27 protein-coding genes and 3 tRNA genes are annotated in these 25,276 nt (G+C 73.2%); 15 read left to right on the forward strand and 15 right to left on the reverse strand.

The genetic code is table 11. From position 1 onward, the window contains the following. Nucleotides 1-86: 86 nt before the first annotated feature. Nucleotides 87-392, reverse strand: a complete 306-nt coding sequence (locus ACZ4YL_RS05615) for a YtxH domain-containing protein (RefSeq protein ID WP_351149383.1) — start codon at nucleotides 390-392, stop codon at nucleotides 87-89. A gap of 145 nt (nucleotides 393-537) precedes the next feature. On the opposite strand from ACZ4YL_RS05615, the gene ACZ4YL_RS05620 reads away from it, so the two are divergent. The 3 genes from ACZ4YL_RS05620 (at nucleotide 538) to ACZ4YL_RS05630 (ending at nucleotide 952) form a co-directional block, all read left to right on the forward strand. Next, nucleotides 538-610: transfer RNA gene (locus ACZ4YL_RS05620), tRNA-Asn, on the forward strand. Nucleotides 611-615: 5 nt separating this feature from the next. Beyond that, nucleotides 616-688 (forward strand) — tRNA-Asn (locus tag ACZ4YL_RS05625). Between the two features lie 190 nt (nucleotides 689-878). After that, a tRNA-Ile gene (locus ACZ4YL_RS05630) sits at nucleotides 879-952 on the forward strand. Between the two features lie 1,050 nt (nucleotides 953-2,002). Here ACZ4YL_RS05630 and ACZ4YL_RS05635 read toward each other — a convergent pair. After that, complete coding sequence (locus ACZ4YL_RS05635; protein ID WP_468113962.1) at nucleotides 2,003-2,779, reverse strand: hypothetical protein; 777 nt, start codon at nucleotides 2,777-2,779, stop codon at nucleotides 2,003-2,005. Nucleotides 2,780-2,878: 99 nt separating this feature from the next. After that, a complete protein-coding gene (locus ACZ4YL_RS05640; RefSeq protein WP_468113963.1) occupies nucleotides 2,879-4,036 on the reverse strand; it encodes a carboxylate-amine ligase in 1,158 nt (385 codons plus the stop codon). 214 nt (nucleotides 4,037-4,250) lie between these two features. On the opposite strand from ACZ4YL_RS05640, the gene ACZ4YL_RS05645 reads away from it, so the two are divergent. After that, the gene (locus ACZ4YL_RS05645) at nucleotides 4,251-5,513 is read left to right on the forward strand and encodes an MFS transporter (protein ID WP_468113965.1); all 1,263 of its coding nucleotides are present in this window, start codon (nucleotides 4,251-4,253) and stop codon (nucleotides 5,511-5,513) included. Nucleotides 5,514-5,779: 266 nt separating this feature from the next. Here the strand turns inward: ACZ4YL_RS05645 and ACZ4YL_RS05650 are convergent, their stop codons facing one another. Next, a complete protein-coding gene (locus ACZ4YL_RS05650) occupies nucleotides 5,780-6,142 on the reverse strand; it encodes a cupin domain-containing protein (protein ID WP_468113967.1) in 363 nt (120 codons plus the stop codon). 48 nt (nucleotides 6,143-6,190) lie between these two features. Between ACZ4YL_RS05650 and ACZ4YL_RS05655 the strand changes: the two genes are divergently transcribed. Continuing rightward, nucleotides 6,191-7,012 (forward strand): helix-turn-helix transcriptional regulator, encoded by an 822-nt coding sequence (locus tag ACZ4YL_RS05655; RefSeq protein WP_468113968.1) that lies wholly within the window; start codon nucleotides 6,191-6,193, stop codon nucleotides 7,010-7,012. A gap of 8 nt (nucleotides 7,013-7,020) precedes the next feature. Next, the gene (locus tag ACZ4YL_RS05660) at nucleotides 7,021-7,338 is read left to right on the forward strand and encodes an esterase-like activity of phytase family protein (RefSeq protein ID WP_468113970.1); all 318 of its coding nucleotides are present in this window, start codon (nucleotides 7,021-7,023) and stop codon (nucleotides 7,336-7,338) included. Here ACZ4YL_RS05660 and ACZ4YL_RS05665 read toward each other — a convergent pair. The 3 genes from ACZ4YL_RS05665 to ACZ4YL_RS05675 all read right to left on the reverse strand — a co-directional run bounded on the left by ACZ4YL_RS05665 (nucleotide 7,335) and on the right by ACZ4YL_RS05675 (nucleotide 10,185). Beyond that, nucleotides 7,335-8,702, reverse strand: a complete 1,368-nt coding sequence (locus ACZ4YL_RS05665; RefSeq protein ID WP_468113972.1) for a carboxyl transferase domain-containing protein — start codon at nucleotides 8,700-8,702, stop codon at nucleotides 7,335-7,337. The genes ACZ4YL_RS05660 and ACZ4YL_RS05665 overlap by 4 nt on opposite strands. A gap of 4 nt (nucleotides 8,703-8,706) precedes the next feature. Then, nucleotides 8,707-9,324, reverse strand: coding sequence for a hypothetical protein (locus ACZ4YL_RS05670; RefSeq protein ID WP_468113974.1), 618 nt, complete (start codon nucleotides 9,322-9,324; stop codon nucleotides 8,707-8,709). 87 nt (nucleotides 9,325-9,411) lie between these two features. After that, entirely contained in the window at nucleotides 9,412-10,185 is a 774-nt protein-coding gene (locus ACZ4YL_RS05675) for a hypothetical protein (protein ID WP_468113976.1), read from the reverse strand. A gap of 69 nt (nucleotides 10,186-10,254) precedes the next feature. Here ACZ4YL_RS05675 and ACZ4YL_RS05680 point away from each other — a divergent pair, with 69 nt between their 5' ends. Next, nucleotides 10,255-10,695, forward strand: a complete 441-nt coding sequence (locus ACZ4YL_RS05680) for an Lrp/AsnC family transcriptional regulator (protein ID WP_030012642.1) — start codon at nucleotides 10,255-10,257, stop codon at nucleotides 10,693-10,695. A 90-nt stretch (nucleotides 10,696-10,785) separates the two neighbouring features. On the opposite strand, the gene ACZ4YL_RS05685 is transcribed toward ACZ4YL_RS05680, so the two are convergent. Together ACZ4YL_RS05685 and ACZ4YL_RS05690 are read right to left on the reverse strand one after the other, a co-directional pair. Beyond that, nucleotides 10,786-12,390 carry a GAF domain-containing sensor histidine kinase gene (locus tag ACZ4YL_RS05685; protein ID WP_468113978.1) on the reverse strand — a complete coding sequence of 535 codons (1,605 nt, stop codon included), beginning with the start codon at nucleotides 12,388-12,390 and terminating at the stop codon, nucleotides 10,786-10,788. After that, nucleotides 12,387-13,424 (reverse strand): rod shape-determining protein, encoded by a 1,038-nt coding sequence (locus tag ACZ4YL_RS05690; protein WP_030715469.1) that lies wholly within the window; start codon nucleotides 13,422-13,424, stop codon nucleotides 12,387-12,389. The genes ACZ4YL_RS05685 and ACZ4YL_RS05690 overlap by 4 nt, the downstream gene beginning before the upstream one ends. A gap of 212 nt (nucleotides 13,425-13,636) precedes the next feature. Here ACZ4YL_RS05690 and ACZ4YL_RS05695 point away from each other — a divergent pair, with 212 nt between their 5' ends. Next, nucleotides 13,637-14,365, forward strand: coding sequence for an esterase/lipase family protein (locus ACZ4YL_RS05695; RefSeq protein ID WP_468113980.1), 729 nt, complete (start codon nucleotides 13,637-13,639; stop codon nucleotides 14,363-14,365). Here ACZ4YL_RS05695 and ACZ4YL_RS05700 read toward each other — a convergent pair. After that, nucleotides 14,362-14,934 carry a hypothetical protein gene (locus ACZ4YL_RS05700; protein ID WP_468113982.1) on the reverse strand — a complete coding sequence of 191 codons (573 nt, stop codon included), beginning with the start codon at nucleotides 14,932-14,934 and terminating at the stop codon, nucleotides 14,362-14,364. The two genes, ACZ4YL_RS05695 and ACZ4YL_RS05700, sit on opposite strands and share 4 nt — an antisense overlap. Nucleotides 14,935-15,012: 78 nt before the next feature. Between ACZ4YL_RS05700 and ACZ4YL_RS05705 the strand changes: the two genes are divergently transcribed. Further along, nucleotides 15,013-15,729, forward strand: coding sequence for an SCO2400 family protein (locus ACZ4YL_RS05705; protein WP_468113983.1), 717 nt, complete (start codon nucleotides 15,013-15,015; stop codon nucleotides 15,727-15,729). A 36-nt stretch (nucleotides 15,730-15,765) separates the two neighbouring features. Here the strand turns inward: ACZ4YL_RS05705 and ACZ4YL_RS05710 are convergent, their stop codons facing one another. Continuing rightward, on the reverse strand, nucleotides 15,766-16,188 hold the full coding sequence (locus ACZ4YL_RS05710; RefSeq protein WP_382540813.1) for a MarR family winged helix-turn-helix transcriptional regulator: 423 nt from the start codon (nucleotides 16,186-16,188) through the stop codon (nucleotides 15,766-15,768). A gap of 95 nt (nucleotides 16,189-16,283) precedes the next feature. Here ACZ4YL_RS05710 and ACZ4YL_RS05715 point away from each other — a divergent pair, with 95 nt between their 5' ends. The 3 genes from ACZ4YL_RS05715 (at nucleotide 16,284) to ACZ4YL_RS05725 (ending at nucleotide 18,659) form a co-directional block, all read left to right on the forward strand. Then, nucleotides 16,284-17,306 (forward strand): NADP-dependent oxidoreductase, encoded by a 1,023-nt coding sequence (locus ACZ4YL_RS05715; protein WP_266391159.1) that lies wholly within the window; start codon nucleotides 16,284-16,286, stop codon nucleotides 17,304-17,306. 64 nt (nucleotides 17,307-17,370) lie between these two features. After that, nucleotides 17,371-17,793: an organic hydroperoxide resistance protein gene (locus tag ACZ4YL_RS05720; protein ID WP_030011104.1), complete on the forward strand. Its 423-nt coding sequence runs from the start codon at nucleotides 17,371-17,373 to the stop codon at nucleotides 17,791-17,793. 65 nt (nucleotides 17,794-17,858) lie between these two features. Further along, on the forward strand, nucleotides 17,859-18,659 hold the full coding sequence (locus ACZ4YL_RS05725; RefSeq protein WP_468113986.1) for an EI24 domain-containing protein: 801 nt from the start codon (nucleotides 17,859-17,861) through the stop codon (nucleotides 18,657-18,659). 52 nt (nucleotides 18,660-18,711) lie between these two features. Here ACZ4YL_RS05725 and ACZ4YL_RS05730 read toward each other — a convergent pair whose 3' ends face one another. Beyond that, nucleotides 18,712-19,599: an imine reductase family protein gene (locus tag ACZ4YL_RS05730; protein ID WP_468113988.1), complete on the reverse strand. Its 888-nt coding sequence runs from the start codon at nucleotides 19,597-19,599 to the stop codon at nucleotides 18,712-18,714. Nucleotides 19,600-19,746: 147 nt separating this feature from the next. On the opposite strand from ACZ4YL_RS05730, the gene ACZ4YL_RS05735 reads away from it, so the two are divergent. Continuing rightward, nucleotides 19,747-20,034, forward strand: coding sequence for a winged helix-turn-helix transcriptional regulator (locus ACZ4YL_RS05735; RefSeq protein WP_468113990.1), 288 nt, complete (start codon nucleotides 19,747-19,749; stop codon nucleotides 20,032-20,034). A gap of 4 nt (nucleotides 20,035-20,038) precedes the next feature. Here the strand turns inward: ACZ4YL_RS05735 and ACZ4YL_RS05740 are convergent, their stop codons facing one another. After that, nucleotides 20,039-20,761, reverse strand: a complete 723-nt coding sequence (locus tag ACZ4YL_RS05740; RefSeq protein ID WP_468113991.1) for a PaaI family thioesterase — start codon at nucleotides 20,759-20,761, stop codon at nucleotides 20,039-20,041. Nucleotides 20,762-20,774: 13 nt separating this feature from the next. Beyond that, complete coding sequence (locus tag ACZ4YL_RS05745) at nucleotides 20,775-21,494, reverse strand: carbon-nitrogen hydrolase family protein (protein ID WP_468113993.1); 720 nt, start codon at nucleotides 21,492-21,494, stop codon at nucleotides 20,775-20,777. 173 nt (nucleotides 21,495-21,667) lie between these two features. Here ACZ4YL_RS05745 and ACZ4YL_RS05750 point away from each other — a divergent pair, with 173 nt between their 5' ends. Continuing rightward, entirely contained in the window at nucleotides 21,668-21,991 is a 324-nt protein-coding gene (locus tag ACZ4YL_RS05750) for a putative quinol monooxygenase (protein WP_468113994.1), read from the forward strand. Nucleotides 21,992-22,054: 63 nt separating this feature from the next. On the opposite strand, the gene ACZ4YL_RS05755 is transcribed toward ACZ4YL_RS05750, so the two are convergent. Next, entirely contained in the window at nucleotides 22,055-22,630 is a 576-nt protein-coding gene (locus ACZ4YL_RS05755; RefSeq protein ID WP_468113996.1) for a TetR/AcrR family transcriptional regulator, read from the reverse strand. A 160-nt stretch (nucleotides 22,631-22,790) separates the two neighbouring features. Here ACZ4YL_RS05755 and ACZ4YL_RS05760 point away from each other — a divergent pair, with 160 nt between their 5' ends. Continuing rightward, on the forward strand, nucleotides 22,791-25,241 hold the full coding sequence (locus tag ACZ4YL_RS05760; RefSeq protein WP_468113998.1) for a beta-glucosidase: 2,451 nt from the start codon (nucleotides 22,791-22,793) through the stop codon (nucleotides 25,239-25,241). Nucleotides 25,242-25,276: the final 35 nt, after the last annotated feature.

Consider the following 25,276-nt stretch of genomic DNA (forward strand, 5'->3'; position numbering starts at 1 on the left):
TCTGCCGCACGCGGGGCCGGACTCGACCGGTCCGGAGCCCCCGGAACCTCATGGATCCCGTGGGCCCCGGCACGGACCTGTGCAGCTCAGGTGTTGCTGGTGCCCCAGTCGTCCTCGCCGGCGCCGCCGCCGACCCGGTCGCGCAGCCCCCGTACCCGCCCGGCGAGCGAGTCCGGGACGGCGTCGCCGACCTTGTGGCTCACCGCGGTGAAGGCCTTCCCGGCGAACTCACGCCCGGTCTGGCCCGCGGTCTCGGCGGCATTGCGCACCGCGGGATTCTGGGCGAGCTGCCGCGCGGACTTCCGCAGCTGCTCGTAGCGCTCGCGTCCGGCCCGGGTTCCGAGCACGTACCCGAGGGCCAGTCCGACCACGAACGTGACCTTGTACCGCATGCCTGTCACCCTTCGTCGTGTGGTGCCCGGCCCGCTGTCGATACCGATTGGCGGAGCACCCCCCTGCTTGCGCTAATCTATGACTCGCAACGGGCACTCGCCCCCCGGCAACGCCGGAGGTGGGCTGTTCGATGCACCGCAGCAATCCCCTGTAGCTCAATTGGCAGAGCAGCCGGCTGTTAACCGGCAGGTTACTGGTTCGAGTCCAGTCGGGGGAGCGCGGTCCCCTGTAGCTCAATTGGCAGAGCATTCGGCTGTTAACCGGAGGGTTGCTGGTTCGAGTCCAGCCGGGGGAGCAAGGAACAAGAAGAGGGCCCTGAGGGGTCCTCTTCTTTTCTTTGGCGCCCCGTCCGGGAACCGGGCAGCCCTCAGCGCGGTCTCTCTGGACAGGCGAAGCCGATCATGCGAGGCATCCGAGGCAGGAGATCGTATGAGCGGCTATGCTGCGGCAGACGGCGCGCACACGTGTACGCGCCACGCCGTGAAGGGGCGGTAGCTCAGCCGGTTAGAGCAGCGGACTCATAATCCGTCGGCCGTGGGTTCGAGTCCCACCCGCCCCACTGCGAGCCGCAGGTGCAGAAACGATTGCACCTGCGGCTTTGGCGTTTCCGGGGGCCGTCGTGCCATCAGGCGAGCCAGCCGAGCCGCCGACGCGGCGCGAGGGACGCCGCCTTCTCGGCCGCGTACAGGTCTGTGGTGATCGTCACGGGCGAGGGCCCAAGGCGCTTCGAGACGATCGCCCTGTCGACCCCTGCGGCGCTCCCCCTCGGGCAGGCGCGTGTCGTTCTCGGGCGGACGGCGTCGATGAGTGAGCCGCAGGGTTTGGATACGTGATCCGGGCGCAGGGCGTCGCCGCCTCCTGCCGCAGCTTGCGAACCAGGAGTGCCCCGACGGTCAGCTCGCCGCGCGCCGCCTTGGGCCGAGAGGACATCGGACCGATGCGTCCCCCTTAGCAGTAAGGGCACGCCACGGGCGGCAGGTCCCGCTTCTTGAGTACCGTTGACCAAGCCGACGGTTCGGACGGCGACGGCGACGACGACGGCGACGGTCTGCGCAGCGCCATCGCTGCCCGCTTAGCCCACCACCGGCGGGCATTTGTGCGTGTGGGAGGGAATCAGGCCCAGTCGGCCGACGGCTGGGCCACGTCCCATCCGCCTGTGTGAGGTTGGTGAGCGTGCTGGGCGGCAGCGCGGCGACGCAGGCGGTCGAGCAGGCATTGACGAGGAGTGGCAGGACGTCGGTGGCGACCGTGAGGGAGATCCACCGTTGGTGAAGCTCTCGTCCCTCCACCGGACCGTCACAGACGCTGCAGGAGCTGATGCTTGTCGTGCCCCACCGCTTCGGCTCCAGCGCGGCGAGGTGGTCGCCGAAGGGAGGCCCGTCCGTCGTCCGCAGCCGGGGGAAGGGCGGGCGAAACTTGAAGTTGCCGAACAGCGAGCGGGTGCTGACCGTGCTTCGCACCAGCTTCGAGCAGCGGGTGATCTCGTACGGGAACCAGTGCAGCCGGTGAGAGGTGTACGGGCTGAACTCCTCCAGGCTGGTCATGGCGCCGATCTCCGGGGGAAGCCGCACCAGGTTGCTGCCGTAGAGCCTCAGATGCTTGACCGCGGTCAGTCGGCCGATGCTCGCGGGCAGGGTGATGACGTCGCGCCGCTCCTGCGGGTTGAGCTCGACGAGCGGGTTGAACTCCTCCCTGCCGTCCGCAGCTGCCTCCTCGACGAGCGCGAGAAGGCGCAGCCAACCGGAGGTCGCGCGTCGTCATCTTCACGTGCCGCTCGATGGGTATGCGAGCCGTTGTTCCCTTCGTCGCCCGCAATGTCGGCACGATACTTGGGGCTGAGTGGTCCCTTGCGCTTACTGCGAGGCCAGGCGTTCGGCTCTCCGTCGCGAAGGAGCATGCCGAGATCGCCCGCCTCGACCGCGAGCCCGCTGGGCAACGCGAATTCCGGGGTGTAGCCAGGTAGTCGGACACCTCCCAGGAGGCTGGTCCAACCGCCGCCCTCCCTCGCGACCTGGAAGGCCTTCCCGGCTCCACCGAAGGCTCCGCCTGCAAGGCCTCCGTAGACTCCGGCATCCTGCGCCTCGTCAAGGTTGAAGCCGGGCTGGAGTCCCGCCGCTATCTTGAGCGGTTGCGCGACGGCGAGGTCCACGGTGACGGATTCGATGCCCGCGATGGCGGCGGTCGCGAAGACGGTGCCGGCGATGGTGGCGACCTCGGTAGTGAGGGCCACGCCCACAGTTGCCGCCAGCTCGACAATGGTGGCGGCGGCTGCCGCCGCAGCGATTTCGGTGGCGCCGAGGGTGAAGAACGCCAGGGCCGTGCCAGCGACGATGACGGCACCGGCGATCTCCAGTTCGCGGTCGAGCTTCTTCTTTGCGTCAGCCAAAAAGATCAACTTGTCCCGCTCGCGCGTCGGTTCATGCCGCGCGGACCCGTACCCCCGGCTCAGGAGTGCCGGGGGTACGGGGGCAGGGCCGGGCGTGGGTCAGAAGTCCTCCGTCTCGTCCGTGAGGTGGCGCAGTACGTCCGTCAGGTCCTGCCGACGGGCGAACGCCACCCGCTGGCGGTGGGCGCCCGAGCCGTCGCGCAGGAGGCCCGCCATGGTCTTGGCGGCGTGGTCGAGGTCGCCGGCGGCGGCCAGTTCCGGGGCGACCAGGTCCAGCAGGGCCTCCGCGAGGTCCGCCGCGGGGAGTTCCGTCCCCGTGTACGGGTCGAGGCCGAAGCCCTCCAGGCCGTCGTGGGCCGCCCGCCAGCGCGCGAGGCGCAGCACGTCGTCCCGTACGGCCGGTTCGGGGCGGCGCTCCGCGATCTCGCGCAGCGCCGTGGAGACCAGCGCCCGGGCCAGTTCGGCCTGCAGGAGGGCCGAGTCGATGTCCGGGGACATGTCGGGCGCCCGGATCTCGAGCGTCGGCCAGTGCCCGGAGGGGCGGAGGTCCCAATAGACCATCTTGGTGTCCAGGGCCGCCCCGGAGCCGAGCAGGGTCTGCACCGAGCGCCGGAAGTGTGCCGTGGACGTGAAGTGCGGGGGCAGGCCCGCCGAGGGCCAGCCGGACCAGGCCATCGCCCGCCAGCTGGCGTGACCGGTGTCACGGCCGCCCCAGAACGGCGAGTTGGCGGCCAGCGCGATCAGCGTGGGAAGCCAGGGTCTGATCCTGTTGGACACGGCCACCGCCGTGTCCACGTCGAGCGTGCCGATGTGGATGTGGCGGCCGCAGCTGACCAGCGTGTCGGTGAGCGCGCCGAAGCGGCGGTGCTGCTCGCGCTGGCGCGGCTCGTCGTCGGTCAGGTGCAGCGGCCCTTCCACGGCGACGACCGGTGAGGGGGCGGCCAGCAGCCGGCAGCCGTGGGCGCGGGCGGCCCGGCCGAGGGTGCGCCGCAGGGCGGCGAGCTCGGCGCGCAGCGAGGCCGCCGAGTGGGCTATCGGGGTGGATAGCTCCACCTGGTAGCGGGTGCCCTCGGGGTGGAGCTCGCCGGGCAGCCCGCCGGCCGTCGCGAGGACCAGCGGGGCGGCGGGAACCACCCGGAAGCTGCGGGCGTCGACGAGCAGGAACTCCTCCTCGACGCCGACGGTGAGGGGGACGGTGGTGCGCACCGTGTTCTGCGTCGCGCCGGTGCTCGTGGTGCTGTTGCCAGGTTCGATCACTACGCCTCCCTGGACATACGAGTCTTTTCATCATGAGCTGAACCCGAGGTGAGGAGCGCACGTCGATTCAGTCAAATGTCCGGTGATAGTGGCGAGTTACCGGTAATACGCCGCCCGGGCCGGGAGCCCGGAGCCGGGTGTGGCGACTGTTGCCGGTGTGTGAAGCGGCGAAAAATCCCCGGGGGCGCGGGGCGGCCGGTGGTTATCATCCGCTGTGACCCGGACGACCGCCCCACCCCAGCTCTGGCAGCGCATATTCGCCGACCTCACCCCGCTGAGCGCATCCGCGGACTACCGGCGGCTGTGGTTCGGCGGAACCATCTCGTGGGTCGGCCAGGCCATGACCACCCTCGCGATATCGCTCCAGGTCTACGACATCACCCGGTCCAGCTTCTCCGTCGGGCTCGTCGGTCTCTTCTCGCTCGTCCCGCTCGTCGTCTTCGGCCTCTACGGCGGCGCGATCGCCGACACCGTGGACCGGCGCAAACTCGGCCTCTACAGCTCGATGGGCGCCGCCGCGCTGTCGGTCGTGCTCGCCGCCGCCGCGCTGCTCGACTTCCACCGCGTCTGGTTCCTGTACGCCGTCGTTGCGCTCCAGGCGGTCTGCGGGGCGCTCACCGGACCGGCGCGGTCCGCCATGATCCCGAGGCTGCTCCCGGTCGAACAGCTGCCCGCCGCCAACGCCCTGAACTCGATGACCATGACCTTCGGGTCGATGGTCGGCCCGGCCCTCGGCGGGGTCATCGTCACCGTCGCGGGCTACGGGACGGCCTACCTGATCGACGTCGTCACCTTCGGCGCCGCGCTCTACGCGATGTGGAAGCTGCCGTCGATGAAGCCCGACCGGGCCGAGGGCGCCCGGGGAAGGGCCTCCGTGCTCGACGGACTGCGCTTCCTCGGCACCCGGCCGAACATCCGGATGACCTTCTTCTCCGACCTGGCCGCCATGGTGCTCGCCCAGCCCAAGGCGCTGTTCCCGGCCATCGCCGTGCTCTGGTACGGCGGCGGCCCCGGCACGGTCGGCCTGCTGGTCGCCGCGATGGCCGCCGGGGCGCTGCTCGGCGGGCTGTTCTCCGGCTGGCAGGGCCGCATCCGCCGGCACGGGCTGGCGATCCTGCTCGCCGTGGCCGCCTGGGGGCTGGCCGTCGCGGTGTTCGGGCTCACCCGGAACCTGTGGCTCGGCATGTTCTTCCTGGCCCTGGCCGGGTACGCGGACACCGCCTCGATGGTGTTCCGCACGACCATGCTCCAGGCCGCCACCCCCGACGACATGCGCGGCCGCCTGCAGGGCGTCTTCATCATCGTCGTCGCGGGCGGGCCCCGGCTCGGAGACTTCCTCGCCGGGACCACCGCCGACCTGATCTCCCCGACCGTGGCCGTCACGGGCGGCGGGCTGGCCTGTGTACTGGTGCTGGGCCTGCTCGCGCTGCGCTGGCGCAACTTCGCCCGGTACGACGCCCGCTCCCCTCAGGCGTAGCCGCTGGGACCGCTGGGCCGGACGGCACATCGGGCGGTGGCCGGTCTCGGCGGTGGCCGGGCGCTGCTGCCTGCTGGTGGGGTCGACACACGTGCCGGCCCGCGCCGACCCGTGCCGGGGCCGGGCGCGTGCCGGGGCCGGGCGCGCGCCGGGGCGTCTCCTCGGGCGCCGAACGTGGCGGGGGGTCGCACGGCCGGGCGGTAGTGCGTTCGGCGCCCTGCGGGGAGCGCCCCGGCACACACCCGGCCCCGGCACGACCGGCCGGGCTACGCGTCCACCGGTTCCCGGGTGCGGTCGCCGCCCTCGGTGCCGGTGTTGGCGGTGCCGGCCGGCTCGAAGAGCAGGATCTGCGCCTCCTCCTCCGCCGCCGGGCAGTGTTCGACCCCGCGCGGGACCACGTACATCTCGCCGGGGCCCAGGACCACGTCCCCGTCGCGCAGACGGATCGTCAGGGTGCCCCCGACCACCAGGAAGAGCTCGTCGGTGTCCTCGTGGGTGTGCCAGATGAACTCGCCCTGGAGCCGGGCGGCCTTGACCTCGTAGTCGTTGACGCGGGCGATGCGCCGCGGGGCCCACTGCTCGGTGAAACCGGCCAGCTTCTCGGCGATGTTGACCTTGTGTGTCGTCATGTGGACAGCCTGTCGGCACGCCCGCGGGCGGTCTTGTACGTTCCTGACATGGCCGCGATACGCCCGCGCAGCACCGTGTCCGCCTGGCAGCCGTCGGTGCCCGGCATCGCCGAGGTCTTCCACGCCCGCTTCACCGAGCACGCGTACCCGGCCCACGTGCACGACACCTGGGCGCTGATGATCCTCGACGGCGGCCGGGTGGACTTCGCCCTCGACGGGGAGCGGCACGGCCTCGGGGTGTCGGACGTGGTGGTCCTGCTGCCGCCCGGGGTGAGCCACGACGGGCGGACCGTGACCGAGGCCGGTTTCCGCAAGCGCGTGCTGTACCTGGACACCTCGGTGCTCCCGGAGCGGCTGACCGGGGCCGCCGTCGACACCCCGCTGCTGGCCGACCCCGCGCTCCGCGACCGCGTGCACGGGCTGCACCTGGCGCTCGCGGAGCGGGACCCCTTCGAGGCCGGGTCGCGCCTGGCCTTCGTACGGGAGCGGCTGCACCGCCGGCTGGCGGGGGGCGCGGCCGAAGGGCAGGTGCCGGGGCCGCTGCCGGGCGCGCGGGTCGCCGTACGGCTGCGCGAGCTCCTCGACGCGCGGGTGACCGAGGGGATCACCCTGGAGGAGGCCTCGGCCGAGCTCGGGCACCCGCATCCCACGCACCTGATCCGGAGCTTCAAGGCGGCCTACGGGCTGCCGCCGCACGCGTATCTGACCGCGCGGCGGGTGGCGCTGGCGCGGCGGCTGCTGCTGGCGGGCGTGCGGCCGGCCGAGGCGGCGGTGGCGGCGGGGTTCTACGACCAGGCGCACCTGACGCGGCACTTCGGGCGGCATGTCGGGATCAGCCCGGCGAGGTTCGCCCGATCCGGCCGGCTGTGAAGGGGCTGGTGGAGCTCGCGCCGACGCGCGACGGCCGGCTGATCGTGCTTGAGCGCGGCTTCACCCGGGAGTTCGCGATCACGGTACGGCCGTACGTCGCCGATCCCCTGGGCGCGACGGACACCTCCGGGGTGCGGACGCTGTCGGAGGGCGCGGGTCTGCGGGTCGCCCGGAAGACGGCGATCGGGGACTTCGACGACTGCCCGACGTTCGGGGCGCCGTCGAAGCTGCCGCAGAACCACCCGCTGGTGGACAACATCGAGGGCATGGTGGTCACGGACCATGACGGGACCGGGCGCGTACGGCTGCCGCAGCGCCGGCGTTAGTCCGACCGGGGCTGGGCCTGGGCCCGGGCCGGGCCGACGATGCCGCGGGCGACCCCCAGGGCGACCAGGTCCTGGGGGCGGACGCGGAGCTGGTCCGCCGTGGCGGGCGCGGCCGAAGGGGGCCGCTTGAGGATGGCCGCCGCCAGTTCCGGGGCGATCACCGAGAAGTAGCTGTCCGGGGTGACCCAGGTGTTCCCGGGCGCGGCCAGCGCGAGGGCGCCGCCCGAGCCGCCCTCGCCGATCAGCAGGGTGGTGACGGGGACGGTGGCCGCGGCCAGCGCCGCGAAGGTGTCGGCGATGGCTGCGCCCGCGCCCGCGTGTTCGGCGGCGGCGTCGTTGGCCGCGCCCGGGGTGTCCACCAGGGTGAGCACCGGGACGCCGAGCCGGTCCGCGAGGCGGATGAGGCGGGCGGCCGTACGGTAGCCCGCCGGGCGGGTGGCGGTGCCGCACTGGGCGGCGTAGGCGACGGCGTGGCCCTCGTGCAGCCCGAATCCGCACAGCATGCCGGGGTCGGTGCCGCCCGCCCGGTCCCCGGAGAGGGGCAGACGGAGCTCGAAGTACGCGTCCAGGTACGCGGCGGCGTGCGGCCGGCCGGGGTGCCGGGCCTGCAGGACGGCGTCCCAGCCGGTCCGTGGCGGTGCGACGTCCGCCAGTGCGCCCGGCGGTTCGGCCGGCCCCGCGGGGCGGGGCGCGGCCAGCACGCGGAGCCAGTCGGCGAGGGTGCCCGGCAGCTCGGCGGCGGGCACCACGGCGTCCACGTGACCGGCGGCGTACTGGCCTTCGGCACAGTAGGCCGCCGGATCCGCGTCCGCCGGACGTACCCGGGACCCGGCGAAGCCGACCTGGGCCCCGGGGAGCGCGAGGACGACATCGGCGCCGGCGCCCAGGGTGGCCCAGCCGCCGCCCGTGGTCGGATCGCGCAGGACGGCGAGCTGGGGGAGCCCCGCGGCCCGGGTCAGGACGCACTGGCGGGCCACGCGCTGGAGCTGGGTGAGGGCGAGCATGCCCTCCTGCATCCGGGAGCCGCCGGTGGCGATGAGCGAGACGAGGGGGAGCCGGTGCTCGCGGGCGTGGGCGTACGCGGCTTCGAGCCGGTCCCCGGTGTGCTGCCCCAGCGAGCCGCCGAGGAAGCCGAACTCGAAGGAGACGACGGTGGCTTCGTGGCCGCCGACCCGGGCGGTGCCGGTGACCACGGACTCCTGCTCGCCGGTGCGCTCGGCGGCGCGGGCGCGGGAGCCGTCGTAGCCGGTCCATTCCAGGGGGCCGTCGGCGGGGGACTCCCGCCGGGGCGCGGGGAGTTCGGTGAAGCTGCCGGGGTCGGTCACGGAGGCGATGGCCGCGCGGGCCGAGAGGCGGGTCGTCACGGGGTCACCCTAGGGGCTGCACCCGCGGGGTGGTCAGGGGGAGGGAGCGGGGGAGGAGGGCCGCGGTGAAGAAGAGGGCGCCGAGCGGCAGCAGATCGAGGCTGACGGCGGTGGTGGCCGTGCCCAGCACCACCATGACGGGTCGCCAGGGGCTGACGCGGCGCTGGACGGCGAGGTGGACCAGGAGCCAGAGGAGGCCGACGTAGAAGAGCATCGGCCCGACGGTGTAGACGGCGGGGAGCACCCCGGGGTGGCTCTGGATCTCCTCGAAGAGCCGCGCCATCTCCGGACGGTCGGCGGCGCGGAAGCCGACGACGAGGTCGATGGAGGCCTGAGCGGCGACCGCCAGGGTGCCGGTCAGCCCGAGGAGGGTGGCGGCGCCGGCGCCGAGGCGGCCCGCCCCGCGGGCGGGCCCGGTCAGCCGGTGCAGGGCCGGGAGGATCAGGGCGAACTGCAGCACCCCGGCCAGCAGGAGGACGTGGCCCGCGGTCCAGGCGGGGCCCGGGCCGTGGTCGGGGTCGCTGAGCCGGATGGCGCCGTAGGCCAGCATGCACAGGGGGGCGGTGACGAAGGCGGCCCGGGTGAGGGTCGCGCGGTGGCCGCTCAGCGGCTGATTGGTCATGTACTGATCATTTCGGCCGGGGCGTCGACTCGTATCCGGCATCACCCCGAGGCCACCCCGAGCCGCCCCTGACCCCTCCCCGGCGCCTCACCCGAGGGTCGGCAGGGGGAAGGCGATCTTGAGGGCGTACGCGGCGACCAGCCCGTAGCCGAGGCGGAAGGTCCAGACGCGGGCGCGGTCCGGGATGCGGGTACCGGCGAGGGAGCCGAGTGCCACGAGGGCCTGCTGCCAGAGGAGCGAGGCGGCGCCGACCCCGAGAAGGAACGCGCCCCCGGCCGCACCGGTCCGCAGCGCGGCGCCCTGGGCGGTGGTGAGGGCGGCGAAGTAGAGGGCGGTGGTGGGGTTGAGGGCGGTCATGCCGACGTACCGGACGAAGGCCTTCCCGGGCAGCGCCTGCACGAACACGCCCGCCCGGCCGGCGCCGGCGCCGGACCCGGACCCGGCGCCGGACCCGGACCCGGACCCGGACCCGGACCCGGCACTTGAGCCGAGCCCGGAGTCGGACGCAGCGGCGTCGGCGGCGACCGGGCTGCAGCCCGGCACCGCGCCGGAGCCGGGGGCGCGGCCGGCGGGGCGGGCTCCGGCGAGGCCGCGCGCCGCGATGACCAGCAGGATCACCGCCGAGGCCAGCCGGACCCAGGCCTCGACCGGGGAGATGTGGGAGGCCACCCAGGGTCCCAGGGCGGTGGCGAGGGCCGCGTAGCCGAGGTCGACCGCCGCGATTCCCGCGGCCGCGGCGACGGCCGTGCGACGGTCGCGCATCGCCTCCTGCAGCAGCAGCACGCTCATCGCCCCCATGGGCATCGCCACGCCCAGGCCGGCGGCCGCGCCCGCCAGCGTCGGTGTCATCAGTTCGCTCATGGGGCGAGCGTCGGGCCCGGCCTTCGGGGGATGAGCGCGCATACCGGGCCCGGCTGCGAGAATCGCGGTATGGACCGCCTCGACAGGGAAATCCTCGGCATCCTGCAGCAGGATGCGCGGATCTCGTACCGGGACCTGGGAGTCCGCGTCGGCCTCAGCGCCAACGCCACCGCCGACCGGGTACGGCGGATGCGCCGCGAAGGGGTGATCCGCGGGTTCACCACGATCGTGGACCCGGCGGCCGACACCGCCGGAGGGCTCGTCGTCTTCATCGACGTCACCCTGCGCCAGGACACCACCAACGAGGAGTTCGAGCGGCAGGTCGCCAAGCTCTCCGGGATCACCGAGGTCGTGCACGTGACCGGCGAGCACGACTACCTCGTACGCGCCCGGGCCGCCGACCCAGCCGCCCTCGACGGGCTGCTCCGCCGGATGAAACGGGAGGCGGGGGTTGCCCAGTCCAACACCCGGATCGCGCTGCGCGCGGCCACCCGGCCGGGGCAGTACTAGGGAAAGAGGAGACGGCCGGTCACCCGGCTGCCGCCGCGCAGCAGTGCACGGGCACCGTCCGCTGCACGGCCGGACAGGCCGATGTGACCGTCACAGCGCCGACTCCCACGTCACCGTCGTGCCCCGCGCGCCCGACTCCGTACGGCCGTCGTCCGCCACCGTCAGGCGGACCCGGGACGGGTTCGCGTCCACCTGCACGTCGATGAAGGTGATCTCGCCGCGCCGGTGCGCCGCGGCCAGGGCGCCGCGCAGGGCCCCGAGCAGGTCGACCGCCACGGGATCCGGCAGCAGGGCGTCCACCGCGCCCGCGAAGTGCACCGACGGCTGGAAGCCGAGCACGGCCGCCGCCCCGCCCGTCTCGCGCAGCACCCGCCCCCGGAAGGTCGCCGGGGCGTCGGTCGGCGGCTGCTGGAGGGCGAAGATGGCCGTCCGGACCTCCTGGATGGTGGAGTCGAGCTCGTCCACGGCGCGGCTGAGCTCGTCGCCCACCGTGTCCCCGGACGGGGCGTTCGCGGCCCGCCGCCGGGTGCTTTCGAGCATCATCTCGGTGGCGAAGAGCCGCTGGACCACCAGGTCGTGCAGGTCCCGCGCGATCCGGTCGCGGTCCTCGTACACCGCCAGCTGCTCCCGGTCGTGCTGGGCGTCCGCGAGTACGAGGGCCAGCGCGGCCTGGGAGGCGAACTGCGAGGCGAGCAGCCGGTCCACCGCGTCGTACGCGGGGCCGCCCCGGGCACGGGGCAGGGCCAGGGTGCCGATCAGCTGGCCTCCGCTCTGCAGCGGAAGCATCATGCTCGGCCCGAACCGCTCCCGCACGTGCGTGGTCATCCGGGGGTCCGTCGCCGAGTCGTCGATGAAGACGGGTTCGCCGCCGAGGAGTTGTACCAGCACCGGCGAACCGGGGGCGATCGCCGTCCCCACCAGGTCCCCGGGGTCCCCCTGCGTGGAGGCGGCCACGATCTCCATGCCGCCTTCGGGGGTCGGCTGGAGCACCACCCCGGCCGCGGCGTCCGCCAGCAGCCGGGCCCGTTCGGCCACGCACATCAGGGCGTCCGCCGCGGGGCGTCCGGCGAGCAGGGTCGTGGTCACGGCGGCGGCGCCGTCGATCCAGCGCTCCCGGCGGCGCGCGGTCTCGTAGAGCCGGGCGTTGCCGATCGCTATGCCCGCCTGCGAGGCCAGGACGCGCAGCAGGGCGAGGTCCTCGTCCGTGAAGGGGCCGCCGCCCCGCTTCTCGGTGAGGTAGAGATTGCCGAAGACCTCCGTGTGCACCCGGATCGGGACGCCCAGGAGGCTGTGCATGGGCGGGTGGCCCGGCGGGAATCCGGTCGCCCGCGAGTCCTGGGCGACGTCGTCCAGGAGCAGCGGGCGCGGGTCGCTGACGAGGGCTCCGAGCACGCCGGAGCGCGCGTCCGGCAGGTGCGGGATCGCGGCCCGCTCCTCCTCGGTGAGCCCTGTCGTGAACAGCCGGGTCAGCAGGGCGCGCTCGGGGTCGACGACCCCGAGCGCTCCGTACCGGGCCGCGCACAGCTCGGTCGCGGAGTCCACGATGTGCTGGAGGGTGGCGTGCAGCTCCGGCTCGGACCCGACGTCGAGGACGGCTTCCAGCAGCACCGGAAGGCTCGTCGCCTCCTCGTCGGGCTCCGCGGGCTCGTAGGACTCCTCGGTCTCCTTGGGCTCTTTCGGTTCCTGGGGCCTCATTCGGCCAGCGGGTTGAGGACCATGGGGGCGATCTTCCCTTCGAGCATCGCGCCGAGACCGAGTACGGCGCACACGTCCGGCCGTTCCGCGATGGCGACGGGCATTCCGGTGGCGTCCCGCAGCATCTGGTCCAGGCCCGGCAGCAGGGCGCTGCCGCCCACCATCATGATCCCCCGGTCCGTCAGATCGGCCACCAGGTCCGGCGGGCAGTCCCGCAGCACCTTGCCGATGCCGTCGAGGACGGCGGTCAGCGGCGTGTGGATGGCGTCCCGGACGGCCGCGGTGTCCACGTGGACGGAGCGGGCCAGTCCGGTGGCCACGTCGCGGCCGTGGATCAGGGTGGAGGCCGGCCCCTCGGCGGTGAGGCCGTTGCCGTGGAGGGCCAGTTGCAGCGGCCGGACGGCCTGGCTGGGCAGCATCAGCTCGTGCGCGTGGCGCAGGTGCTGGACGACCGCGTGGTCGATGGCCTCGCCGCCGACCGGGATCCGCTGGGCGGTGACGATGGATCCGAGGGAGAGGACGGCCACCTGGGTGGCCGCGGCCCCGCACACCATGATCATCGTCGCGGTCGGCTGCTCCACGGGGAGTCCGCAGCCGACGGCCGCCGCGATCAGGGTGTCGACGAGTTCGACGCGTCGGGCGCCGAGCCCGACGAGGGTCTCCACGGTGGCCCGCTGGGCGAGCGGGTCCGCGTCGTGCGGGGTGCAGGCGGCGGCCCGCAGCCGCGGCTTGCGGCGCAGGGCGCGCCGCAGCTTCTCGCCGAGCAGGTGACGCAGCATCCGCTGGGCCATCTCGATGTCGACGACGGTGCCGCCGGAGACGGGGCGTACGACCCGGATGTAGTCGGGCGTGCGGCCGGTCATCCGTTCGGCGAAGGAGCCGACGGCGATGAGTGCACCGGTGCGCGTGTTGACCGCGGCGACGCTGGGTTCGTCGACCACGAGGCCGGCGCCCTTGACGTACACGCGGGTTCTTGCCGCCCCCAGGTCGACGGCGACGTGGCAGCGGCGCAACTGCTCAAGACTGACGGTCACGGCAGATCCTCCCGAGAGCACTGACGCAAGAGGGCCGACGGAAATGTCGGTCACTTTTCATATCATCGCGGGCGATTCGGTCTCATGGCCCGTTGAGATGCTCCGGCCGGGGGGTGCGTCGTGGCTGCATGGGGGTGGATTTCTGTACCGACAGGCAGCACCATGCCCGCACCGCACGCGCTACTCACGCGTAACAAGGTAGAGGGGACCCGATGCTGACGGCCCGACAGAGACTGCAGGCACTCCCGGCGCGCCCGCCCCTCCCGGCGCTCCTGACCTTTCCGGTGCTCCTGGCACTTCTGACGCTGTGCCTCGCGCTGCCGACGGCCTCCCCGGCCCGGGCCTCCTCCCGCACTCCGGTGGTCCTCGTGCACGGCTACAACGCCGACCCGGGAGTCTGGGGAGCCCTGCGCGCGGACCTGCGCGCCGCCGGGTACACCGACGCGGAGCTCTTCTCCTTCGGCTACGACACCCACCAGTCCGTCAACGAGGCCCTCGCCGGGCAGCTCGGCGCCTACGTCGACCAGGTCCGCCGGGAGACCGGCGCCGCCAAGGTCGACGTCGTCGCGCACTCCTTCGGCTCGCTGGTCAGCCGCTGGTACGTGAAGTTCGGCGGCGGCGCGGCCGCCGTGGACCACTGGGTCTCGCTGGCCGGACCCAACCGGGGCACCTCCACCGCCTGGGCCTGCGCGCTGTGGGACCAGGCGTGCCGGGACATGACCCCCGGGTCGTACGTGGTGAAGAACCTGAACGGCGGGGACGAGACCCCGGGCGCGGTGAAGTACGCGACCTTCTGGTCCAACTGCGACGAGATCGTCAACCCGGACGACAGCGTCCCGCTGACCGGAGCCGCCAACACGCCGGTCGGCTGCCTCAAGCACAACGACCTGCTCGGCGACGACGGCACCTCGGCCGGGGTGCGCGCCTTCCTCTCTTCCTAGTGCCCTGGAAGCGGGGTGTCGTCCAGGGAGAACCGCTGGAGCAGGCCGTAGGTGAACTCCGCCACGCAGGGGCGCCCCCGTGCGGCGAAGGCCAGGCGCCAGCGGGTCGGCGCGGTGCCCTCCATCGGCCGGACCGGGGCGAAGGCCCGCGCCACCTCGTCCACCGTCGCCGACCAGGGCCGCAGATCGTCCGGCGACTCCAGTACGGGCTCCCGCGCGCCCGGGGCCCGCACCAGCCACTCGTTCCACACGGCCCCGTCCGGCGCGGCCAGTACCTCGAAGCGCAGGTCCGGCCAGAGCGGCAGCGGCCACAGCAGGGCCTCGCACTCCAGATCGCCGATCGTGCGGTGCTCGGCGGACTCCGGCGGACCGAGCACCGAGCGGTACCGGGCGAGGGCCCCGCGGGATCGCGGTGAGCGCACCATCGCCTGCCAGTGCTTGTTCGCCGTCCGCTGGTCCGCGAGCGAGGCGCCCAGCCGGCGACGGGCCTCGTCGGCGAGGTCCGGCTGGAAGTCGGCCATCCGCCGCAAGAGCACCAACTGGAATCCGGTCGGCCCGAAAGATGTCATGGAAGGAACGATTCCACACAGGATCCTTACGTTCTCGGGATCCGGATGTTGCCGCAGAGCACGTAGCCTGCGGGCGCCATGAACTATTGCCACGCCTGCCGGAGGCACCTCAACGGCGCACTGGCGTGCGCCGGATGCGGAACCCCCGCCGAGTACCTGATACCCGCCGCCGCCGGCGCCGTGCCGGCCGCCGGGCCCGCCGCCGAGGCGCCCGTTCCCGGACCGCCGACCGCACTGGCCGAGGTCTTCGCCGACTCGCTCGTCGTGCTGTCCGAGCCGAACGAGCGGCGCGCCGGTGCCCGCCGCCGGGTCACGCACCGGCGCCGCCGCCGGACCGTGCTGTCGCTCTCGCTCGGCCTGCTGATCGCGGTCGGGGGCTCCATGGCGGTGGCCCGCATGGCCGTCGACGGGGAGCGCGCCGACCGGGCCGCGACCGTGGTGCTGACCGACGACGGCCCGCAGCAGCCCGCCCCGCTGCCCGACGCTCCGACGGCCGGTGCGCCCACGGGTCCGGGGAAGGCCACGGCGAAGGCCCCCGCCGCGGGTACGAAGACGGCCGGTGCCGCGGCGCCTTCCGGGAACGTCGCGCAGCCGGGTCCGGCCTCGTCCGCCTCCGCGCCCGCGGCGTCGGACCCGGCGTCCCGTACTCCCGGCCCGGGGCCGTCCGTAGGGAAGACCGCATCGGGGAAGCCCTCGCCGAGCGCCTCCGCGAGCACGCAGCCACCGTCGCCCACGCCGTCCCCGACGCCGTCGCCCACGCCGACCAAGAGCTGCTGGATCTTCTGCTGGTTCTAGGGGGTGTCCTGCCGCCGCCGGTGCCGACGTGCCCCGTCAGGTCAGCATGCGCCTGAGGAGGTCCCGCAGGACCGTCCGTTCCTCCACGGACAGCCCCGCCAGCGGTTCGCGGGCGAAGTCCAGCGACTCGCGCAGCCGCTCCGCGGTCAGCGTGCCCTCCTCGGTGGGGGCGGCCAGCTTCACCCGGCGGTCCGCCGGGTCCGGGCGGCGTTCGACCAGGCCGCGCGTCTCCAGGCGGTCGACGATGCCGGTCACGTTCGAGGGCTCGCACCGCAGCTTCAGCGCGATGCGCCGCATCGGCATGGGCTCCAGCGAGAGCATGTTCAGCACCTTGGCCTGGGCGCCGGTGAGCTGGTGGCTGGCGGCCGCGTGCTCGTACTCCATGTGATAGCGGGCCACGACGTCGCCGATGAGCTCGACGACTTCGATGGTCACTGGGTCCACTCGACGACTGGGCATGGAACCAGCGTACCCATTTACTTGACAACATGAAATATCTAGGCGCATGGTTGTTTCACCTAGTGAAGCAATTTCGTTCTGACCAGGAGCGCCGCATGTCCCAGATCCCCGCCGTCAGCCGCGAGTGGCACCTCGTCCGTCGCCCGCAGGGCTGGCCCGTCGCCGAGGACTTCGCCCTGCGCGAGGTGCCCGTGTCCGCCGAGCCCGCCGCCGGCCGGATTCTCGTGCGCAACCTGTACATGTCCGTGGACCCCTACATGCGCGGCCGGATGAACGACGTGAAGTCGTACATCCCGCCCTTCCAGCTGGACGAGCCGATGCAGGGCGGTGCGGTCGGCGAGATCGTCGCCTCCTCCGCCGAGGGCTTCGCCGTCGGTGAGCACGTCCTGCACCCCTTCGGCTGGCGCGAGTACGCGGACCTCGACGCCGCGCACGCCGTCAAGGTGGACGCCTCGCTCGCCCCGCTCTCCGCCTACCTCGGCGTCCTCGGCATGCCGGGTCTGACCGCCTACGCCGGCCTCTTCGAGGTCGCCTCCTTCAAGGAGGGCGACTCCGTCTTCGTCTCCGGCGCCGCCGGTGCGGTCGGCAGCCTCGTCGGCCAGTTCGCGAAGATCAAGGGCGCGTCCCGGGTGATCGGCTCCGCCGGCTCGGACGAGAAGGTGACGCTGCTCACGGAGAAGTACGGCTTCGACGCCGCCTTCAACTACAAGAACGGCCCCGTCGCCGAGCAGCTGCCGGCCGCCGCTCCCGAGGGCATCGACGTCTACTTCGACAACGTCGGCGGCGACCACCTGGAGGCCGCCATCTCCTCGATGAAGGTGAACGGCCGCGCCACCCTGTGCGGCGCGATCGCCGGCTACAACGACACCGAGGCCGCCCCCGGTCCGCGCAACCTGATGCAGGTCATCGGCAAGCGCCTGCGCCTCCAGGGCATCCTCGTCAACGACCACAACGGACTGCAGCAGCAGTTCGTCCAGGACGTCGCCGGATGGCTGCGCTCCGGCGAGCTGCGGTACGACGAGACGGTCGTCGAGGGTGTCGAGAACGCCACCTCCGCCTTCCTCGGCATGCTGCGCGGCGAGAACACCGGAAAGATGATCGTTTCTTTCACCGGTTAGGCTCACTGCACACCGTCGTGATCGTGGGCGCGACTCACGGCGATTACCAGGAGGATTTTCCTTTATGTCCATCCAGCAGTCCGACGTCGCCTACACCGCTGTCGCCACCGCCGAGAACGGCCGTGACGGTCGCGTCGCCACCAACGACGGCCAGCTCGACGTCGTCGTGAACCCGCCGAAGGAGCTCGGTGGCAGCGGCGCCGGTACCAACCCGGAGCAGCTGTTCGCCGCCGGCTACAGCGCCTGCTTCCAGGGCGCCCTGGGCGTCGTCGCGAAGAACGTGAACGCCGACATCTCCGGCTCCACGGTCACCGCCGAGGTCGGCATCGGCAAGAACGACGAGGGCTTCGGCCTGATCGTCAAGATCTCCGCCGTGATCCCGAACGTGGACGCCGCCACCGCCAAGGACCTCATCGAGAAGGCCCACGAGGTCTGCCCGTACTCCAAGGCGACCCGCGGCAACATCACCGTCGAGCTCGCCGTCTGATCCGGCGCTCGCAGCGCGAAGGCCGCACCCCGACCGGGGTGCGGCCTTCGCCGTAAACTGGCCCCATGCGTGATCTTGCGGGGGGCTTCCGGTATCTGCTGGCCGGACAGCGATGGGTGTTCCGCCACGGCCGGTGGCTGGGCTTCGGGCTGCTGCCCGGGCTCGTGGCGCTCGTCCTGTACGTGGGCGCCCTGATCGGGCTCGGCTACGGGGCCGACGACCTGACCGCCTGGGCCACCCCCTTCGCCGACGACTGGTCCTCGCCCTGGCTCCCGCTCTTCCGCGGCTTCCTGACCGCCCTGTTCTTCAGCCTCGGGCTGTTCCTCGCGGTGATCACCTTCACCGCCGTGACCCTGCTGATCGGCCAGCCGTTCTACGAGTCCCTCTCGGAGCAGGTCGACCGCAGCGAGGGCGGCGAGGTGCCGCGGTCGGGGCTCCCGCTCTGGCTGGAGCTGTGGGTCTCGGCCCGGGACAGCATGAAGGTGCTCGTGCGGGTGCTGCTGTACGGGATCCTGCTCTTCGCCCTCGGGTTCATCCCGGTGATCGGCCAGACGGTGATCCCGGTGCTCGGCTTCTGCGTCTCCGGGTACTTCCTGACCCAGGAGCTCACCGCCGTGGCCCTGCAGCGGCGCAAGGTGGAGCTGCAGGGCCGGCTGGAGCTGATGCGCTCGCGGCGGATGCTGGTGCTGGGCTTCGGGGTGCCGCTGGTGCTGGCGTTCCTGGTGCCGCTGGTCGCGGTGTTCCTGATGCCGGGCGCGGTGGCCGGCGCCACGCTGATGGCCCGCGACCTCATGCGGACCGACGAGGCTCCGGCCGCCGAAACCACCCCCGCGGGCTTCGGACCGCCGCCGCCCGCGTACTCGTAGGCCGTCTCTTCCGGATCCTGCCTGACCCGCGTCGCCCCAGGCCTTCGGCCGCCTACCGCTTCAGCAGCAGGATGGCCCCCGTCGTGTCCTCCCCGCCGTGCGCGGCCGGGTCCGCGGTCAGCCGGCGGCGCAGCAGGTCCACGTACGGGGTGATCAGCTCGGCGCTGACGCCCTGCTCCTCGGCGGTGCGCAGCATCGTGCCGCTGCCCGCGACCTGCATGGCCAGGTTGGACACCACCCCCGAGGTGAAGTCCCGCGAGGTCAGCCGCTCGGCGGCGTTGCCGACGAAGAAGCCCATCGCGCCGAGCCACTCGGACAGCAGCGGAGCCAGGTCCTTCGGGGCGATGTCCTCGCCCTCGGTCAGTGCGTAGGCCTGCGAGATGCCGGCGAACATCCCCCACATCGCGCTGAGCAGCGCCACGTCGTGCAGGGCCGCGTGCCCGGGGTTCGCGCCGACGAAGCGGGACCCGGCCGGGACCTCCAGGACCGCCCGGCGGCTGTCGAAGAGCGCGCGGGAGCCGCTGTAGAAGACGTACCCGCCGGCCTCGGGGACGCCGATCATCGTCGGAGTGGCCATGATCCCGCCGTCCAGGTACCGGGCGCCGCGCTCCTCGGCCCAGGCGGCGCGGGCGCGCGCCTCGCCCGGGGTGCCGGTGGTGAGGTTGACGAGGTCCTTGCCGGTCAGGTCGATGCCGTCCAGGGCGGAGCCGACGGTGGAGTCGTCCAGCAGGCAGACCACGACCAGCGTGTTCGCGGCGACCGCCTCGGCGGGGCTCGCGGCGACGACGGCCCCTTCGGCGGCCACCGCCCCGGCCTTGGCGGGGGTGCGGTTCCAGACGGTCAGGGAGTGCCCGGCGGCGAGCCAGGTGCGCGCGAGGGCGGTGCCCATGTCGCCGAGTCCGAGCAGGGTGAGCGAGTTCTCAGATGTGTTGTCGGTCATGCCGTTTAGCCTGGTTGCAGGGCGTGAGGCGCTCAAGTACGCACTTTGGAGTGGGTGGTTACCCCAAGGTGAGCGAGCAGGTGGGAGGAGTGCGCGATGGCGGGGACGCGAAGGCCCGGTGCGGATCACTGCGGGATCGCTGCGGCTATGTCCGTGATCGACGGCAAGTGGAAGGTGTCGCTCCTGTGGGAGCTGGAGCGCTGCCCGCGCCGCCGCTTCGGCGAGCTGCGCCGCCTCGTCCCGGGGGTCTCGGAGAAGGTGCTCGCCGCACAGCTGCGCGAGCTGGAGACCGACGGCATCGTGCACCGCGAGGTGTACGAGGAGGTCCCGCCGCGCGTCGAGTACTCCCTGACCCCGCTGGGCCAGGATCTGAACACGGCGCTGGAGGCCCTGGGCGAGTGGGGCAGCAAGCACCTGCTGCCCGATTCTGCGTGAACCCTTACCCGCGGGGTTCCACCCACAGCGCCTCGGCGACGGCGCACAGTTCGCCGTCGGCCGTGGCCAGGGCCGTGCCCACGGTGTACTTGCGGCCCGAGGACGACAGCATCCAGGCGTACGAGACGAGCCCCTCGCCCACCGGCACCGGCCGCAGCAGCCGGGCGCCGAGCGCGGCCGTGACCGCACCGGCCCGGCGGCCGTCGAGCAGCCGCCCGGCCGCGTTCCCGGGGCAGTCCAGCGCGCCCCACACCAGCTCGGGCGGCAGCAGCCCGTCCGCGCCACCGAGTCCGGGCGCGGGCGTCCAGGCCGCGGCGACCAGCTCGCGGCCCGGCACCGTACCGCAGTGCAGGCGCAGCCCGGTGGCGGGCGTCCGGTCCAGGCCGCAGCCGAAGCAGTCGGCCTGACCGTCCGGCGGGTCCGCCCGGAAGGCCTCGGCCGCAGCCACGGCCCGGTCCCAGGACGGGGCTTCGGGGGAGTCGGCGGAGGGCGCTTCGGCCGGGGTCGCCGCGGCCAGCAGCAGTTCGCCGTCCGTCAGCTCGCACCCGCCGTCCGCGGTCGCGGCGAGCCGCACCGGCGCACCGGTCGGCACGGGCCGCCGGAAGTCCACCCGTACGTCCTTCGCGGCGGCCCGGGCGGCCAGTACGCCCGCCACGTAGCCGCCGAAGGCCACCCCCGGATATCCGTGGAGGCGTTCCGGAACCGTGATCGTCTCGAAGTCGCTCATGGCCCCCACCTCATCACACCGGGACCGCCGCGACCGAGGCCGTCACCACCGAGGGCGTACGGTCGTCGGCCTCGGCCAGCAGGACGCCGCCCGGACCCCACACGGCCGAGCGGCCGCAGCCGGTCCACGGGCCCGCCGGGCCGACGTGGTTGGCGAGGACCACGTACAGGCCGTGCTCCTTCGCGATCCCGGGGTACACGGTGGCGCGCTCGTGGATCCCGTCGCCCGTGCCGTACAGGGAGCTCGCCAGGTGGACCCGGCAGCCGTCGGCGGCGCCCCGGCCCGGCAGCTCGGGGAAGTGGTTGTCGAAGCAGATGCCCAGACAGAAGCGGATCCCGCCGAGTTCGAAGCGCCCGTCGTCCCGGCCCGGCTCGAAGACCTCCTGCTCGTGCCGGTAGAGGTGCTGCTTCGCGTACGTCGTCACGTGCGCGCCGTCCGCGTCGTGGACCAGCGTCGCGATGGCGGGGCGGGGGCCGCCGGTGGGCAGGGCGACGTTCACCGCGGTGGCGATCCCGGCGGAGCGCAGCGGATCCAGCCGGGGGTCGTCGGCGGCCGTCCACAGGCCCGGGTCGGCGGCCAGCGCGGCGAGCTCGTAGCCGGTGAGCGTGAACTCGGGGAACACCACCAGTTCGGCGTCCTGCGCGCGGGCCGCGGCGGCGAGGTCCGCGGCCCGTGCGACGTTGGCCCGGACATCGGCGGGGGCGCAGGTCAGCTGCGCTGCGGCGATCTTCACCGGGTCAGGATGCCAGCCCGGCCGCGACCTCCTCGAGCAGGGCCAGGAGGGCGAGGGCGGCGGGGGAGGGGGCGATCCCGGGCGGGGTGGCGGCGTAGACCCGGCGGCGCGTGACTCGGCCGGGGCCGTGGAAGTTCGCCCGCGGTGTGGATCAACCTGCATAAAATGCCGGTGTGATCTTCATCGTGGTGAAATTCCCCGTCAAGCCCGAATACGTCGACGCGTGGCCCGACAAGGTCGCGCCGTTCACGCGCGCCACCCGCGCCGAACCCGGGAACCTGTGGTTCGAGTGGTCGCGCAGCCTGGAGGAGCCGAACACCTACGTGCTGGTCGAGGCCTTCCAGGACGACGCCGCCGAAGCGCACGTCACCTCCGAGCACTTCAGCGCCGCGCTGGAGACCATGCGGCCGATGGTGACCCGTACGCCCGAGATCGTCAGCACCACCATCGCGGGTGCGACCGGCTGGAGCCGCATGGGCGAGCTCCAGGTCGACTAGTGCCGTGCCGGGCGTCGCAACCCGGTGAACCTTGCCGGTCACAGCGCTAGACACCCCTGAGTCCTAGGACTCCGGCCCCCGCAGCAGGGTCAGGAAGGAGCGGAAGGCGGCGGGCATGTCCACCGATTCGGGGGCCAGCAGCCACTGGTACTGGAGGCCGTCCATGACCGCCGTCAGCAGCGGGGCCACCTGCTCGGGGGTGAGGCCGGAGGGGAGGCGGTCGCCGAACTCGGCGCGCAGCACCGCGGCCATCTCCGAGCGGACCTGGGCGTAGCGCTCGGTGAAGAACTCCCGGGCCGGGTGCCCGTCGGTGACGCTCTCGCCCAGCAGCGCCGAGAAGGTCTGCACGATGCCCGGGCGCATGGCGTTGTACTCGACCAGCGAGTCCAGCAGGTCCAGGCGCCAGGTGCCGGCGGCGGAGCGCGAGCCGCCGCCCGTGTCCCAGCGGTCGCGTTCCTCCAGCACCGCGACCAGCAGGTCCTCCTTGGCCGGGAAGTAGTGCAGCAGCCCCTGCTGGGTCAGGCCCACGCGTTCGGCGACGGTGGCCAGGGACGCGCCCCGGTAGCCGCGCTCCGCGATCACCTCGACGGCCGCGCGGACGATCTCCCCGCGGCGTTCCTCGCTCCTCGCCCTGACCATCGACCCGGCACCCCTTCCCGTTCACGCGCTCTGCCCTGCCCACAGGACCGTACGGCATCCAAATATCACGAACACATTACGAACCCTACCGTTCAACAGGTACCCGGTCCACGATGGGGGCACCGCACCGAGCAACCGCACTCAACGAGGAGGCACGGCTGTGACCGATGCCGATCAGGTCCGCGAACAGAGCCGCAACGACGCCGTCGAGGCGGCGCTGGGCAAACTGGACCTCGACACCAAGGCCCGGCTCCTGGCCGGCCAGGACATGTGGTCCCTGCCCGCCGTCCCCGCGATCGGGCTGGAGTCCCTGGTCTTCTCCGACGGGCCCATCGGGGTCCGGGGCGTGCGCTGGACCGCCGACGACCCGTCCATCGCCCTGCCGTCCCCGACCGCGCTCGCCGCCGCCTGGGACCCGGAGCTCGCCCGCCGCGCCGGCCGGCTCCTCGCCCAGGAGGCCCGCCGCAAGGGCGTGCACGTCCTCCTCGCGCCCACCGTCAACCTGCACCGGTCCCCGCTCGGCGGCCGGCATTTCGAGTGCTACTCCGAGGACCCGTACCTCACCGGCGCCGTCGGCTCCGGCTATGTGAACGGCGTCCAGGACGGCGGCGTCGGCACCACCGTCAAGCACTTCGTCGGCAACGACGCCGAGACCGACCGGTTCACCGTCGACAGCGTCATCGCCCCGCGCCCGCTGCGCGAGCTGTACCTGGCGCCCTTCGAGGCCATCGTCGCCAATGCCCACCCCTGGGGCATCATGACCGCCTACAACCAGGTCAACGGCACGACCATGACCGAGCACCAGTACCTGGTGAACGAAGTCCTGCGCGCCGAATGGGGCTTCGACGGCTGCAACGTCTCCGACTGGATGGCCGCCCGCTCCACCGCCGGCGACATCCTGGGCGGCCTGGACGTGGCCATGCCCGGCCCCACCACCGTCTACGGCCCCGCCCTCGCCGAGGCCGTCCGCGCCGGCGAGGTCCCCGGGGCCGCCGTGGACGAGGCCGTGCGCAACGTCCTGCGCCTCGCCGCCCGCGTCGGCGTCCTACAGGGCGCCCCCGCCGCCGTGGAGAGCGCCCCGGCCCCGATCGACGGCCAGGCGCTGGCCCGCGAGCTCGCCGCCCGCGGCTTCGTCCTGGTCCGCAACGAAGGGGCGCTGCCGCTCGACGGGGCCGCCGGCCGCACCGTTGCCCTCTCCGGCGCCGCCGCCCGTGACGCCCGTGTCCTCGGCGGGGGCAGCGCCACCGTCTTCCCCGAGCGGATCGTCTCCCCGCTCGACGGCCTCACCGCCGCCCTCCCCGACGGGGCCCTCACCTACACCGTCGGCGCCGACCCCTCCGACGAGCTCACCCCCGCCGGTCAGGGCTTCGAGCTCCACGCCGTCTGCCGCGACGCCTCCGGAGCCGTCCTCGGCGAGGGCGGCCTGCCCTCGGGCCAGGTCCAGTGGATCGGCGAGGACCTGCCCGCGGGGGTCACGTACGAGACCATGGCGAGCATCGAGGTCCGCGGCACGTTCGTGCCGCGCGAGAGCGGCGAGCACGCCTTCGGCACCCGCGGCCTCGGCGCCTTCGCCCTGGCCGTCGGCGGCGAGCAGCTGTGGAGCGGCGTCCAGGAGATGGGCAACGAGGCCGACCCCTTCGAGGCCTTCTTCGGCGCCCCCGACGAGCGCGCCCGCCTCACCCTCACCGAGGGCGAGCCCGTCGAGGTGTCACTGACCTTCCAGGTCCCCGACATGTCCGCGCTGCCGCTCAGAGCGATCATGTTCTCGCTGCTCCACCTCGGCCCGCGGCGCGACGCCGACGAGCTGATCGCCGAGGCCGTGGCCGCCGCGCGCGAGGCCGACACCGCCGTCGTGGTCGTCGCCACCACCGAGCGCGTGGAGTCCGAGGGCTTCGACCGGCAGGACCTCACCCTGCCCGGCCGCCAGGACGACCTGGTGCGCGCGGTGGCCGCCGTGAACCCGAACACGGTGGTCGTCGTCAACACGGGCTCCCCGGTGGAGCTTCCGTGGCGCGAGGACGTGGCCGCCGTCCTGCTGACCTGGTTCCCCGGGCAGGAGGGCGGGGCAGCGCTGGCCGACGTACTCCTCGGCGACGCGGAGCCGGGCGGACGGCTGCCCACCACCTGGCCCGCACGGTTCGCGGACGCGCCCGTCACCGAGGTCGTCCCCACCGAGGGGCGCCTGGACTACCGCGAGGAGCTCTTCATCGGCTACCGGGCGTACGAGAAGCACGGCGTGACCCCCGCCTACCCCTTCGGGCACGGACTCGGCTACACCGACTGGACGTACGACTCCCTGGAGGTCACCGGCGACACGGTCCGGGTCCGCCTCACCAACACGGGTGCCCGCCCCGGCCGCGAGGTCGTCCAGGTCTACCTGGCGCCCGCGCACGACGGTGCCGAGCGCCCGGCGAGCTGGCTGGCCGCCTTCGCGGGCGTCGCGGCGGGCCCCGGCGAGAGCGTCGAGACCGAGATCGCCCTGCCCGCCCGGGCCTTCGAGATCTGGGACGAGGAGGCCCGCGGCTGGCGGCGGATCGGCGGCACCTACGAGGTGCGCGCGAGCCACTCGCACGGTGACACCCGGCTGACCGCGACGCTCGACATCGCGTGACACGCCGTATGGCCGGAAATCACCCCTGAGAACCG

The organism is Streptomyces sp. NPDC030021, from assembly GCF_055574035.1.